Origin of the sequence: Nitrosopumilus sp. (assembly GCA_029862745.1) — an archaeon.
In the GTDB taxonomy this organism is placed as follows: Archaea; Thermoproteota; Nitrososphaeria; order Nitrososphaerales; family Nitrosopumilaceae; genus Nitrosopumilus.
This window is the reverse complement of record JAOTWS010000009.1, coordinates 1-13207: the sequence shown is the minus strand read 5'-3', so window position 1 is coordinate 13207 and position 13207 is coordinate 1. Positions and strand designations below refer to the sequence as shown.

Here is a 13207-nt window from a genome sequence, read left to right as displayed (position 1 = left end):
TGCATTGCCAATATTCAGTTTAAAGGTGCTAGAACTAATTTTGAAAATCACTATGATTGCTTAAAAGAAAATTGAAATGATGATATCATGGTACTGGTATCACTGAGCCAGACCAGTCAAATCAGGAGACACATGAAAAAGATATTGAAACTTGTGAAGATAGAAATCCTTACTGCAAGTAATTCGATTAATACATATCAGAAAAGTTTTAGTTCTTCATGCATTTCTAATTGGAAAGAAAAGTAAAAACTATATTGAGTATTATCTTACAAGCGTTTTGTCTATAACTATTATATAATAAAAAACAAGGAGGTTCTCTCTTTTGAAAATCATATTTTAGTTTTTAGTATCTTATTTGTCCAGTATTTCTATTGAGACTACTAATCTATCTATTAGTAATTTCTATATTGGTTGTTAGTAGCAGTGGTATTGGAATTTATTTTATTGAATCTACTCACGAAGATGCTCAAATTACTAATCTAATAGATGCGTTTTGGTGGGTTTCAGCTACAGTAACTACTGTAGGATATGGGGATGTTGTTCCAATTACCGACGCCGGAAGGCTGATGGGAATCGCATTGATGTTTGTCGGTATTTCTATAATAGGTACTTTTATCTCGGCATTAGGAGCCAGACTTGTCGGCTCAAGACTAAAAAAACAGGAAACAGTGGAGGATTCTACAAAGTCTTTGATCATTAAAAAAATAAACAATATTGAGAATTTAGAGAAACATGAAGTTGAATTGTTGATATCTATGCTCAAAGAACTACATAATGAAGTAAAAGACAATACCTGCACTGAAAAATACTAGAGAATGTTTAGAATTCAACGCAATCACTTTCTAATAATTATTCTGGGAAGATGGTAAAACATATTATGATATGTTATGCCAGTAACACACAAAAGAGATAAACAGAATTCCATTCATGTGTTATCCGTTGTGGATGCATCATTATTCCATACTAACTTGAGAATTTGCAATCTCGCCAAAACAAATCGTTTATCATGTTCATAGTCAATGTCATAATTAAAAAGAATTTCATCTTCTGCGAGTAAAAATCTGCGAGAGTAACCAGGATATTTTATCTTCATGGAATGGGATTATTATTATAATAAAAAGGCAGAAAACATATTACAGATGTATATGCATTTTCCATCTGCTGCAATCATTGCATTTGGACAATGATGTGTATAAATAGTAATAATAAAACCATCATGAATTATCTCAAGAATTTTCTACAAAAAATGACTTTACACCAATACAAGTTAAAATGTGTGAAGAGCATTCTTAGACGTATTGTCTGAAATAAAACCATCAGTCTCTGAAGTGATGGAAAAACATACTATGAAAGTAATGCAAAAATTAGAGTCTCGTATTCCCCTTCAGATAAAGTCCTTTTCTGATTTTTCAAGGGAGTATATGAAATTGTTAGAGGAGATCTTTGATATTGACTATACCCTGGAAAACAAGATATTTGGAAACTTTGGGATGGATGAAAAATCAATAAAGTTGTTAGATAACTATTTGGAGATAGGTTCCAAGTTTTATGCATCACAAATTGACATATCAAATGAATTATTCAGTAGATATCTGAATATGAGATTATCCATGATGGAGTCATATAATAAATTCTTGAAGGAGTTTTCAACAAGAGTTAGAGATAACAACGCCGATTCAAAAACAGGCAACAAGACAGATTCAAAAACTGATAGTAGATAGATTATTTCTTAAACCGGCTGTATTTTTTATTCTGTTCAGTAGAATACGCCTTGAAACCTATCTTCTTTTTTGATGTGCAGTAATCTTCTAATTTTATTCCAGCTTACCATGAGATCGTTAGTATCACAGAATAACTCTAGTCCAAATATTAGGTATTTTATGGTCTGCAGGATTTTCCCTGTCTTTTTTCCATTATATAGTCCTCAATCATTATCTGCAATATTGGGATCCATTGATGCAAAACTGTCATAATTACATAATTTGAAACATTTTAGAAATGCATCAAGGCTATACAGACGAACACACAATATCTCTTGCTATAGATGCTATTAATGAATAGAAGATGCGATCTTTGCATGACACATTATGGAATTACTAGTATTTTATCTAAGGTTAGCATAGACTTTATGCAGGTTTGATCTAGCATTGACTAGTTGTTAAATTTAGGAATTTTAATCTCAGGTCGTGGGAGCAACATGGAGTCCATTTTAAAATCAATCAAAAGAAAAAAAATTCCAATAAAACCTGTAGTTGTTATATCAAACAAACCTGATGCAAAAGGGCTAAAAATTGCAGAGAATCTTGGAGTCAGCATAGAAATTGTTGAGAGTAAAGGATTTGCAGGAAGCAGGATAGAGTATGATAAAAAAGTGATGGCAGTGCTATCAAAATATGGAGTCACTCCAAAAAATGGACTTGTTTGCCTTGCAGGATTTATGAGAATCATCACTCCAGAATTTGTCAAAAAATACAAAAATAGAATTATGAACATTCATCCAGCATTATTGCCAGCATTTCCAGGACTAAACTCACAAAAACAAGCTCTAGAATACGGTGCAAAATATTCAGGATGTACGGTTCACTTTGTAGATACAGGAATGGATACAGGGCCAATAATAATTCAGGCAGTTGTAAAAATTAAAGAAAATGATACAGAAGAGTCACTATCAAAAAGAATTCTAAAAGAAGAACACCAAATTTATCCAGAAGCAGTGAATCTGTTTGCCAGAAAAAAGATTAAGGTTTCAGGTAGACAGATTATTATCAGTTAAGAATCAGGACCTCCAAAGAAATACAATACTTTGAGTTCCACGGTATTTCCATGAAAAAAATGTGGAACTTCTTTTGCAACAAAAAATAATTTCCCTTTAGAAACAGTATAATTTTTGTCTTTGATTTTGAGATACCCGTTACCTGAAATCACATAATACATTTCATCGCTTTGATGAGGTTCCTGTGTATCTTTTTCTTCAGGCTGAAGAACCAACACGCCTACAGCAAGACTATCTCTATTGACAAAAGTATCAAAATATGAATTTTTATTTTTTATTTTTTTAACATAATCGTCTAGATTAAACTCAATTTTCAATCTATTCAGCAGCTACAGTAAATGTTTTTCTTATAGGATCTGCACTCATGAATGAATGTCCTTTTGGATGAATCTTTTCATGTTCAGGACTTTGATGCATTTTGATAAAAGTCTCTTTACTTTCATGCTCGACAATTATCCTGTAACTCCCGTCATTTGATTTCAAAAATCTTCTAGATATAAATCCAGGAAAACCTGATAACACTTTATTTGATTCAGAGAACCAATCTTTGAAACCTTCTTCTGCACCTTCCTTGAGTTGGATATCTGCCATCATTACAAACATACCATGACTATAAAAAACACCATTTAATTTCTTTTCTATGATTTTCATTAAAAAATTCCAAGGATTAAATATCTACAAATCAAAAAAAACCTATGACTGGAATTAGAATCGATGGTACAGTTATCGCAAAATCAGTCAAAGACCGAATAAAAAAAGCGGTAAATCAGCTCAAAATACAAGGCATTAATCCATGTTTGGCTACGGTCTTAATTGGAGACAATCCAGCATCTGCCACATATGTTAGAAATAAACACAAGGCATGTGAGGAAGTAGGAATTCTAACCAAAGATCACAAACTTGATGCAAATATCACTCAGTTACAATTAAACAAAATTATTGATGATCTGAATTCAGATAATTCAGTTCATGGGATTCTCATTCAACTTCCATTGCCAAAACAACTGGATGAATTTTCTACCACATCAAGAATTTCGCCAATAAAAGATGTTGATGGTCTGACTCCACACAATGTAGGTTTGCTTGCAATGAAAAAAGCTGTCCTAGTTGCATGTACACCTTCAGGGGTGATGGAGATGTTTGAATATCATGGAATTGATTTGGAGGGGAAAAACATAGTGTTAATTAACAGAAGCAATCTTGTAGGAAAACCACTATATCATTTATTGCTTGAAAAAAATGCAACAGTTTTGACATGTCATTCTAAAACTAAAAATTTAGAAGAGATGTGCAAGTCTGCAGACATCATTATTACTGCAGTGGGAGACAGAAATAAATTCACATTAACTCCAGAAATGATAAAAGAGGGGGCAATAGTTATTGATGTTGCAATATCTAGATTCAATGAGAAATTGGTTGGAGATTCAGAATTTGATCAGATTATTCAAAAGGCATCATTTGCAACACCAGTTCCAGGAGGAGTCGGACCCATGACAGTTGCAATGCTATTAAAGAACACGGTTACAGCAGCATCATTGAGCAATGAAATTGGAAGGCAGTCCTGAAAGAAAAGCACTTAGAAATTTTCTTTTAGAAAAAAGAGATAACACATCCTTTGATTTATTGAATATTGCAAGTGATAAAATTCAAAAAAGATTGAGAAAAGTCTATGCATTCAAAAATGCACAAAAAATTGGAGTGTATTACCCAATAGGAAGTGAGATCATGACACAGAACATCATCCAAGAATTAATCAGTGAGGGAAAAGATGTTTTTTTACCAAAAGTTATCGGAGATAAGATGGAGTTTAGAAAAATAACAGACTTTTCAAGCCTAGAAAAAGGAAATTTTGACATCATGGAGCCCAAAGATGGCTGTCCAATAGACAATGCCCTGGATGTAATTTTAGTTCCAACTGTAGGAATATCTCAAAGTGGAGTCAGGTTAGGATACGGTTATGGATTCTATGATAAATTTTTAGCAGAAAATAAAATTGTAACAATATCTCTAACGTTGGAAAAACAAATCATAAAGAAAATTCCAAAATTAGAGCACGATATAATCATAGATTGGATTGCAACAGAAGATAGAATTTTTCAAACTCATAAATAAGATAGTCCTTTTTGACCTATATCTTTTCGGTGATATTTATGAGGCCAAGATATTTTCTCAACTTCAACATACGCATTTAAAATTGCAGATTCCAATGAATCACCTAATGCCGTGACACCTAAAACACGTCCACCATTTGAAAGGATTTTTCCATCAAGTTGTTTTGTTCCAGCATGAAATACACAAACATCACTTGAGACAGAATCAAATCCAGATATTTCCTCATTGGTAGGATATGATTCTGGGTATCCTTTAGATGCCAAAACAACACATACAGCAGATTCTTTTTTCCAAGTAGGTGGAGGCATTGAAGACAATTTTCCTTCAATACTTGCTACAAAGTAATCATACAAGTCAAAATTCATCCTCATCATAATAGGTTGGCATTCAGGATCACCCATCCTTACATTATACTCTAAAACAAATGGCTTATTATCACGAATCATTATACCTGCATACAAAAATCCCTTAAAGAGGATGCCTTCATTTTTCATGGCAATTATTGTTTTATCAATAATTTCTTCTTGGATTTTTTTTGCAAGTGAATTATCAATTATCGGTGTAGGTGAATATGCACCCATTCCACCAGTATTTGGTCCTTTATCATCATCAAAAATTCTCTTATGATCCTGACTTGTTGCCATAGGAATAGCCAAATTACCGTCAGAGAGTGCAATGTATGACGCTTCTATTCCGTCAATTCGCTCTTCAATAATAATTCGATTTCCTGCGTCACCGAATGTCTTTTTTATCAGAATTGTTTCAATGGCAGATTTTGCTTCTTCATTATTATTGCATACAATCACACCTTTTCCTGATGCAAGTCCATCAGCCTTTACGACTACATTATAATCAAGTGATTCTACATATTTTTGCGCTTTTTGAGCATCATCGAAAATTTCAAATCTAGATGTAGGAATATCATTACGCTTCATGAAATTCTTTGCCCATATTTTACTTGATTCTAGTTGAGCCGCTTGCTTGGATGGTCCAAAAATTTTGAGGTTATTTTCATTGAATTTATCAACAATTCCTGCAGCCAGTGGAGCTTCAGGGCCCACTACAGTAAAGCAATTATTCTTTTTGGCAAAATTGATTAATCCATCTAGGTCATCAATATTAATCGGAAGATTGTTTGGAGTTCCACCATTACCAGGTGCAGTAAAAACATTTTCTACATTGTCACTTTGAGACAATTTCCAAGATAATGCATGTTCACGTCCACCAGAACCGATTATCAGGATATTTACCAACAAAGGTAATCTTTTTACCAATTATATAATCCAAATCTTGTAGAATCAATTTAGCTTTATAATGTCACCCATATATCAAAATCCAGATGGAACTTTCTACAAAATTTGATGCAAAGGAAATAGAATCCCAAGTAAAAGAGTACATCAAATCCATTGATCTAGAAAAACAGATTTTTGCATCAGACAAACCTGAAAAGATTAGATTTATCGAGGGACCACCTACAATGAATGGGGTTCCACATGCAGGGCATCTTAGAGGAAGGGTCATCAAAGACTTATGGTATAGATACAACACACTTCAAGGGAAAAAAATAGAGTTTAATGGTGGCTGGGATACTCAAGGACTTCCAGTAGAATTGCAGGTGGAAAAAGAATTAGGAGTCACAGGTGGAAAAACAGAAGCTATCAAACAGTTTGGAATAGAAAGAATAGTATCTGAATGCAAAAAAACTGTAGAAAAATTTAACAAGTCATGGGTAAAAGTTGACGAATTGCTTGGTATGTCGTTTAATCATGAAAAAGCATACTGGACATTCAGAGATGAGTTTATTGAAAGAGAATGGCAGATATTAAAAAAAGCACACGAGAATGGAATTTTAGAAGAAGATTTTACGGTAATTGCATATTGCCCAAGCTGCCAAACATCACTTAGTCATGCCGAAGTGAATCAAGGATATGAGGAAGTAAAAGATCCTTCATTATATTACAAAGTAAAACTAGTCGATGAAGATGCATTTTTGATTGTATGGACTACGATGCCATTTACACTAGTTACAGATGCAATGGTTGGTCTTCAACCTCAAGAAGATTATGCATATGTCGATGTAGAAGATGAAGCATGGGTAGTTGGCAAGACAAGACTAGAGGAATTAATGATAGAGTTAAAAATTGAAAATTATAAGATCAAAAAGACTTCAAAAGGTTCAGAGTTTGAAGGAAAAAAATATGTTCATCCTTTATTGAATCTAATTCCAGAATTAAATGAATATGCCAAGTTAGATAATTATCATGTTGCAGTGTCTGAAACATTTGTTGATGCAAGTACAGGGAGTGGTATTGTACATCTATCACCTGCAAATGGTGAGGATGATATCAAAATTGCCAATAAACGAAACGTCAAAATCTTTAATCCTATAGATGACGAAGTAAGATTTACATCAAAGGCTGGAAAGTATCAAGAGGTATTTGTAAGAGATGCAGATAGAATAATAGTTGAGGATCTAAAAGAGTGTAACGCACTAGTAAGGATTGGAAAAATAAAACACAAGTATCCACTTTGTTGGAGATCTCATCATCCAATAGTATGGCTAGCAAGAAGAGGATGGTTTTACAAATTAGACAGGCTCAAAAACAAGGCAATTGAAGCAGCAGAAAGTGTAGAGTATTTTTTTGAACAACCAAAGAATAGATTTCTTGGAATAATCAAAGAAAGACATCCATGGTGTATTTCTCGAGAGAGGGTTTGGGGTTGTCCTTTGCCGGTTTGGAATTGTGAGAATTGTAATGAAAAAAACTGGTTATTTACAAGAGAAGAGATAGTAAAAGCAGCAAACAGTTTACCTGATGGTCCAGACTTTGAATTACACAGACCATGGATTGACAATATCATAATAAAGTGCAAAAAATGCAACAGCATTAAAACAAAAAGAGAAGAGTATGTTTTAGATACTTGGCATAACAGTGGATCAGCCCCCTATTCATCATTGACAGATGAGGAATATGCAAATGAGATACCAGCACCATTCTTCACTGAAGGAATTGATCAGACTAGAGGATGGGCCTACACATTACTAATTGAAAATGTAATTTTAAATAATACCCCGACCCCTCCCTACAAAGCATTTTTGTTCCAAGGACATGTTTTGGATGAAAATGGAGGAAAGATGAGCAAAAGCCATGGGAATGTTTTGGATGGCAAAGAATTATTAGAAAAATATCCTGTTGATTTGATAAGATTTTACTTTATGTGGAAAGCAAGTCCAATAGAGCCACTTAGTTTTAGCACAAAAGAACTAATGTCAAGACCATATCAGGTAATTAACACATTATTTAATTTGCATCTGTATTTTAAACAAAATAGCCAATACGATAATTTTGATCCAACAAATACAATTGATTGGGCAAAGCAAAATAATTTGCTTATATCACCTGACATTTGGCTTTTATCTAAACTTCAGAGACTCATAAAAAAAATTACAGAAAAAAATGAGGCATGTAAATTTCACGAAAGTGCAAAAGCAATAGATGATTTCATTATCAATAATCTAAGCCAAATATACATTCCAATTACAAGAGGAGAATTGTGGGATGAGGATGAGATAAAAAAGAATAGGCGTCTGGCAATTTATGCAGTACTTAGCAATGTGCTTAAGACTCTAGATATTTTGATTCATCCATTTTGTCCTTTTACTAGTGAGTATTTGTATCAAACAGTATTTCATAGAAAACAAAGTATCTTACTTGACAAATGGCCTCAATACCAAGAATCACTCATTAGTGAAAAAATTGAAGAATCATTTGACATTATGAAAGATATCGTATCCATATCATCTGCTGCAAGGATGAAAGGAAAACTAAAGAGAAGATGGCCACTAAATGAAGCAATGATTGGTGTAGAAAGAAGTATGAAGATAAAACTAGAATCATTATTAGAACTGTTACAATCTCAATTAAATGTAGAAAAAGTCACAGTTGTTGAAACTGAAAAAGAATCAGGGTTGGATCAGATATTAGAATTAAAACAATTGGGATTACCAATTAAAGCTGTAATAGAACTAGAAAGAAAAAGAATAGGACCAAAAGCAAAACAACACATGGGAAAATTAGTATCCACATTTAATAAAACAAATCCTGATGACATCATATCGACATTACAAAAAGATGGCAAGTATGATTTTAATATAGATAACGAAATAATTTCATTAGATATTCAAGACTTTATCATAGACTTTCATGCTGATGAAAACTTTGCATTATCAAAAAGAGACAACTACATTGTACTAATTTCAACATCAAGAAATAGAGAAATGATGGCAAAAGGATTAGTAAAAGATCTTGCAAGACGACTACAAACACTTCGAAAAGAGAGAGGTTACAATCCTACAGATGTTCTAGAGATTGCATCAATCCTTGATTTGGATGAAGAGTCATTAGAAATGATGAAAGAGAGAACAGATGAACTTGCATTTTTGGTGCGAGTAAAACAGGTGAATTTTACAAAATCATGTAAAAAATACAAAGATGATGATATTGATGGTCAAAAAATCAAAATATCTATAGAATGAGTTTTGGAATTCAATGTAATATTTTTATTACAATCATTAATCACAAAAGCAAATGTCGGAATCAAACCCAAATGTTGTTGGAATTAACGTTCTAAAGCAAAACGGCCTTGATGTTGATGAGTTGTTAAGAGAGTTAATCAAAAATGCAGCAGTAGAATTTACTGCATACTACTACTTTACCAACCTCAGGGCACATTGTACAGGTATAGAAGGAGAGGGATTGAAAGGTATTATTGAAGATGCAAGACTAGAGGATCTTAGCCACTTTGAATCATGCCTAGAGAGAATCTATCAATTAGGTGGATCTCTTCCAAATGATGCAATCGAATTTATCAAAATTTCTGGTTGTGAATTCCTTCAGCTTCCAGCAAACCCAACAGACCACAAAGCAATTCTAGAGAAATGTCTCAAAGCAGAACAAGGTGCAATTGTGAACTGGAATAAAATTTGCCAGATAACACTAGGAAAAGATCCTGCCACATACGATATTGCAAAAGACATCCTAGCTGAAGAGATTGAACATGAGTCATGGTTCTTAGAGTTAATTTATGGAAGACCATCAGGACACATGAGACGAAAGTATTCTGGTGAAAGACCACATACAAGAAAACACTCTAGAGCACTAGATATGACATAACTTCCAATCACCATTTTATTTCTTTTAGATTCACAACTAGTGTTCTTTATTGACGACAAGTTGTGAATATGTGTTGTTTTATTACGGTTAAATAGAAAAAATACGTAAAGATAAAGTGGTAAAACAGATTAGTTTAGATGCATGGCAGATACAGCATTTATCAGATCTGTTAGAAAAAGGATCAAATATTGTTGCAAGAACAGATAAGCCAATTGTTCTGTACAGACAAACTCTTGAAGAAGAAGAAGGGTCATATGAAGAAATTGTATGTACGCTTACCAAAGGATATGTAATTGAACAGATGGTAAGTTCAGGAGGAATGCTTGTTCCAAGTTTTCACCAACAGTTTGTATTTACAATTGAGGAATATCCGCAAGAATTATTGAGAAAAAGCAAAGACAGATTTTTAGAGATGGTAGATTTTCTAGATGAGCAGCTAAGATAATATCATAGTTAATAAAGACCCTTAAATTCAGGATTTTTGTATGCAACTACTGGAGTTTCAGGCAAAAGAGTTATTCCGAGAGTATGGAATTAACTTGCTTGATAGTATATCTTCTAAAAATATTGAAGAAGGTAGAAAACATGCAAAGCAGTTAGGATATCCGTTTGTTATTAAAATCCAAGTTCCAGTAGGAGGTAGAGGAAAGGCAGGAGGCATTCAGAAGTGCCAAAACGATGATGAATTTGAGCTGAAATATCCCCAAGTGATGGATTTGACAATTAAAGGAGAAAAAGCACGAGCAATTTTACTTGAAAAGATGGCAGATATTAAAAAAGAGCTTTATCTGTCACTATTTTTGAACCGCTCAAAGAGGAGTTATACAATAATTGCGTCGGCTGAAGGAGGAGTTGAAATTGAATCAGTAAAAAACCAAATCATCAAAGAGGTTGGATTAGGAGAGGTCTCAGATGAACTTGCAAGAGAGGTTGCAAACGAGATGGGATTGCAAGGAAAGACAGCTGATGGATTTATAGATACTTTAAAAAAATTATCAAAACTAACAATTGAAAAAGAGGCAGAGCTTGCAGAGATTAATCCTCTTGCAATAATGCAAGATGACACGATCATGGCACTGGATGGAAAATTTGTAACAGATGACAACAGTAATTTCAGACATCCAGAATTACAGAAATATCAAGAGAAAACAGAAATTGAAGAGCAGGCAGAGAAGAGTGGGTTTTCACTAGTGGAATTGGATGGAGATATTGCAGTTGTAGGAAACGGTGCAGGACTTGTAATGTCTACATTAGACATGTTATCAGATAACGGAGGAAAACCAGCATGTTTCTTAGATGTTGGTGGTGGTGCAACTACAGAATCAGTGTATGAAGCATTAACTTTGATTAGCAGAATTAACAGAGTAAAAGGGATTTTAGTTAACCTCTATGGAGGAATTGTGAAGACTACAGTAGTAGCTGAAGCATTTCTCAAAGCATATGAAAATAATTTAATTGATTTGCCAGTTTTTGCAAGACTGAAAGGTACTGAATCAGAAAAAGCAAAAAAAATGCTAGAAGGATCCAGAACTAAAATTTACAGTTCAGTAGAAGAGGCAATTAATGCAGCAGTAATGGGGAAAAAGAAATGACAGATATATTTGAACTACTAAAAGGAAAACCTGAAGATTCAGACTATAAGAAAAAAGGAGTGATTGTTCAAGGGATTACTGGCGCGTATGGTTCACTACATGCACATAATATGATAACATATGGAACTAACGTAGTTGCAGGAGTTACACCAGGCAAAGGGGGCCAAAAATTTGAAGAAAGTGTTCCAATTTATAACACAATGCAAGAAGCAGTAGATGCAACTAAAGCAAAAATTTCAATTATTTTTGTTCCAGCAAAATTCTTTCTTGCTGCAGCAAAAGAAGCATTAGAAGCAGGAATCAAATTACTTGTTGCAATCCCAGAACATGTTCCAATCCGAGATACAATGGAAGCACTAAATCTTGCAAACCAGAAAGGGGCAATAATCATAGGACCAAACACACCAGGTATAATGATTCCAGAATTAATCAAAGTCGGGATTATGCCTGCCATGCCATTTAAAGCTGGAAATATTGCAGTTTTATCAAAGAGTGGAACATTACTTTATGAAATCTCAGATGCACTTACAAATTCAGGATTTGGTCAATCAATCACAATTGGAATTGGTGGAGACCCAATTAATGGGACAAGACTGATTGATGCATTTGAAATGGTAAAAGACATTCCAAATCTGGAAGGACTGGTAATTGTAGGGGAAATCGGAGGAGATTCTGAGGAGATGTTGGCACAAAAAATTATCAATAGCGGGTTTAAGAAACCAACTGTGGCATATATTGCAGGAAGAGCAGCACCCAAAGAAAAGAGAATGGGTCACGCAGGAGCAATTGTCATGGGAACTTATGGTTCTGCAGAATCAAAAATATCAATGTTTAACAAGGCAAACATTCCAGTAGCAAAGAGACCCGTAGAAGTCCCAGTGTTGCTAGCAGGGAAGATAGAAAAATCCGATTAAAATAAAAGAGAGAGAGTTAGAAGAGAATTAAATGCCCATTACAGATCCAGAAAAGAAACGAATTGCACAACAAGCACGTCTTGTTATGAGAATTTGTTTCAAATGTGGATGTAGAAACGATATAGGTGCATCAAGATGTAGAAAATGCAAAAATCCATACTTGAGACTAAAGAACAGAAACCTCGGCGTCAAGAAATAGAATTAGAAATTCATCAAACTTTGTCTATAATTCGCAATCGCAGATTTTAGTTTAGATTCGTATTTGAGGATAAACGATTTTGCCATATCAGGAGTGTCCAATTCCTCAAAGTTTAATTGGACATCATCAGGTAACTGTTCGTTTATTTGAAAGAGTATTTTGGTTGCTTCTACATATTGCCCAAGATTATTAGCATATTCAAAAGCCAGTTTCATTCTATCCATCACAGAGTCAAATTCTTGTAAAGACATAGCATTCAATTTCAAAATCAGTAAAAAAGGTCAAGGTAATTACAATATATTCAATCAACCTAAAGATAAAAAAACTCGTCTTTTAGTAGATTCGTTGGACCGGTCGTCTAGTTTGGTTTGGATGACGCACTCACACTGCGTAAGGAAATTATTTCCCGCAATGGTCGTGGGTTCAAATCCCATCCGGTCCAT

General features: G+C 33.8%; 16 protein-coding genes and 1 tRNA gene. 12 read left to right on the top strand and 5 right to left on the bottom strand.

Features of this window, described 5'->3' with window-relative positions:
• The first annotated feature begins 371 nt into the window (after positions 1 to 371).
• Complete coding sequence (locus OEM44_09255) at positions 372 to 812, top strand: potassium channel family protein (protein ID MDH3516981.1); 441 nt, start codon at positions 372 to 374, stop codon at positions 810 to 812.
• Positions 813 to 925: 113 nt separating this feature from the next.
• Here OEM44_09255 and OEM44_09250 read toward each other — a convergent pair whose 3' ends face one another.
• A complete protein-coding gene (locus OEM44_09250; protein MDH3516980.1) occupies positions 926 to 1093 on the bottom strand; it encodes a hypothetical protein in 168 nt (55 codons plus the stop codon).
• A gap of 205 nt (positions 1094 to 1298) precedes the next feature.
• On the opposite strand from OEM44_09250, the gene OEM44_09245 reads away from it, so the two are divergent.
• Together OEM44_09245 and purN are read left to right on the top strand one after the other, a co-directional pair.
• Complete coding sequence (locus OEM44_09245; GenBank protein MDH3516979.1) at positions 1299 to 1721, top strand: hypothetical protein; 423 nt, start codon at positions 1299 to 1301, stop codon at positions 1719 to 1721.
• A 434-nt stretch (positions 1722 to 2155) separates the two neighbouring features.
• Positions 2156 to 2773 carry a phosphoribosylglycinamide formyltransferase gene (purN, locus tag OEM44_09240; GenBank protein ID MDH3516978.1) on the top strand — a complete coding sequence of 206 codons (618 nt, stop codon included), beginning with the start codon at positions 2156 to 2158 and terminating at the stop codon, positions 2771 to 2773.
• On the opposite strand, the gene OEM44_09235 is transcribed toward purN, so the two are convergent.
• Together OEM44_09235 and OEM44_09230 are read right to left on the bottom strand one after the other, a co-directional pair.
• Entirely contained in the window at positions 2770 to 3090 is a 321-nt protein-coding gene (locus tag OEM44_09235) for a cupin domain-containing protein (protein MDH3516977.1), read from the bottom strand. The genes purN and OEM44_09235 overlap by 4 nt on opposite strands.
• 1 nt (position 3091) lies before the next feature.
• Complete coding sequence (locus OEM44_09230; protein ID MDH3516976.1) at positions 3092 to 3424, bottom strand: antibiotic biosynthesis monooxygenase; 333 nt, start codon at positions 3422 to 3424, stop codon at positions 3092 to 3094.
• A gap of 44 nt (positions 3425 to 3468) precedes the next feature.
• Between OEM44_09230 and OEM44_09225 the strand changes: the two genes are divergently transcribed.
• Both OEM44_09225 and OEM44_09220 read left to right on the top strand, forming a co-directional pair.
• Entirely contained in the window at positions 3469 to 4338 is an 870-nt protein-coding gene (locus tag OEM44_09225; protein MDH3516975.1) for a bifunctional 5,10-methylenetetrahydrofolate dehydrogenase/5,10-methenyltetrahydrofolate cyclohydrolase, read from the top strand.
• Positions 4322 to 4885, top strand: a complete 564-nt coding sequence (locus OEM44_09220) for a 5-formyltetrahydrofolate cyclo-ligase (protein MDH3516974.1) — start codon at positions 4322 to 4324, stop codon at positions 4883 to 4885. Before OEM44_09225 ends, OEM44_09220 begins: the two co-directional genes overlap by 17 nt.
• Here the strand turns inward: OEM44_09220 and purD are convergent.
• Positions 4876 to 6138: a phosphoribosylamine--glycine ligase gene (purD, locus tag OEM44_09215; GenBank protein ID MDH3516973.1), complete on the bottom strand. Its 1263-nt coding sequence runs from the start codon at positions 6136 to 6138 to the stop codon at positions 4876 to 4878. The genes OEM44_09220 and purD overlap by 10 nt on opposite strands.
• An 86-nt stretch (positions 6139 to 6224) precedes the next feature.
• Between purD and ileS the strand changes: the two genes are divergently transcribed.
• The 6 genes from ileS to OEM44_09185 all read left to right on the top strand — a co-directional run bounded on the left by ileS (position 6225) and on the right by OEM44_09185 (position 12764).
• Complete coding sequence (ileS, locus tag OEM44_09210) at positions 6225 to 9422, top strand: isoleucine--tRNA ligase (GenBank protein MDH3516972.1); 3198 nt, start codon at positions 6225 to 6227, stop codon at positions 9420 to 9422.
• Between the two features lie 52 nt (positions 9423 to 9474).
• Positions 9475 to 10059 (top strand): DNA protection during starvation protein, encoded by a 585-nt coding sequence (dps, locus tag OEM44_09205; GenBank protein ID MDH3516971.1) that lies wholly within the window; start codon positions 9475 to 9477, stop codon positions 10057 to 10059.
• 115 nt (positions 10060 to 10174) lie between these two features.
• Positions 10175 to 10504 carry a hypothetical protein gene (locus OEM44_09200; GenBank protein ID MDH3516970.1) on the top strand — a complete coding sequence of 110 codons (330 nt, stop codon included), beginning with the start codon at positions 10175 to 10177 and terminating at the stop codon, positions 10502 to 10504.
• A gap of 40 nt (positions 10505 to 10544) precedes the next feature.
• Positions 10545 to 11651, top strand: coding sequence for an acetate--CoA ligase family protein (locus tag OEM44_09195; protein MDH3516969.1), 1107 nt, complete (start codon positions 10545 to 10547; stop codon positions 11649 to 11651).
• Positions 11648 to 12565, top strand: a complete 918-nt coding sequence (locus OEM44_09190) for a CoA-binding protein (protein ID MDH3516968.1) — start codon at positions 11648 to 11650, stop codon at positions 12563 to 12565. The genes OEM44_09195 and OEM44_09190 overlap by 4 nt, the downstream gene beginning before the upstream one ends.
• Before the next feature lie 31 nt (positions 12566 to 12596).
• On the top strand, positions 12597 to 12764 hold the full coding sequence (locus OEM44_09185) for a 50S ribosomal protein L40e (GenBank protein MDH3516967.1): 168 nt from the start codon (positions 12597 to 12599) through the stop codon (positions 12762 to 12764).
• A 2-nt stretch (positions 12765 to 12766) separates the two neighbouring features.
• On the opposite strand, the gene OEM44_09180 is transcribed toward OEM44_09185, so the two are convergent.
• The gene (locus OEM44_09180; protein ID MDH3516966.1) at positions 12767 to 13015 is read right to left on the bottom strand and encodes a hypothetical protein; all 249 of its coding nucleotides are present in this window, start codon (positions 13013 to 13015) and stop codon (positions 12767 to 12769) included.
• A gap of 96 nt (positions 13016 to 13111) precedes the next feature.
• Between OEM44_09180 and OEM44_09175 the strand changes: the two genes are divergently transcribed.
• Positions 13112 to 13206 (top strand) — tRNA-Val (locus tag OEM44_09175).
• Position 13207: the final 1 nt, after the last annotated feature.

Bases quoted from the DNA above. Each gene is read 5' to 3' on its own strand.
- OEM44_09195 (MDH3516969.1), top strand. From the start codon at position 10,545: ATGCAACTACTGGAGTTTCAGGCAAAAGAGTTATTCCGAGAGTATGGA.
- OEM44_09180 (MDH3516966.1), bottom strand. From the start codon at position 13,015: ATGTCTTTACAAGAATTTGACTCTGTGATGGATAGAATGAAACTGGCT.
- OEM44_09230 (MDH3516976.1), bottom strand. From the start codon at position 3,424: ATGAAAATCATAGAAAAGAAATTAAATGGTGTTTTTTATAGTCATGGT.
- ileS (MDH3516972.1), top strand. From the start codon at position 6,225: ATGGAACTTTCTACAAAATTTGATGCAAAGGAAATAGAATCCCAAGTA.
- OEM44_09250 (MDH3516980.1), bottom strand. From the start codon at position 1,093: ATGAAGATAAAATATCCTGGTTACTCTCGCAGATTTTTACTCGCAGAA.
- dps (MDH3516971.1), top strand. From the start codon at position 9,475: ATGTCGGAATCAAACCCAAATGTTGTTGGAATTAACGTTCTAAAGCAA.
- OEM44_09225 (MDH3516975.1), top strand. From the start codon at position 3,469: ATGACTGGAATTAGAATCGATGGTACAGTTATCGCAAAATCAGTCAAA.
- OEM44_09185 (MDH3516967.1), top strand. From the start codon at position 12,597: ATGCCCATTACAGATCCAGAAAAGAAACGAATTGCACAACAAGCACGT.
- OEM44_09190 (MDH3516968.1), top strand. From the start codon at position 11,648: ATGACAGATATATTTGAACTACTAAAAGGAAAACCTGAAGATTCAGAC.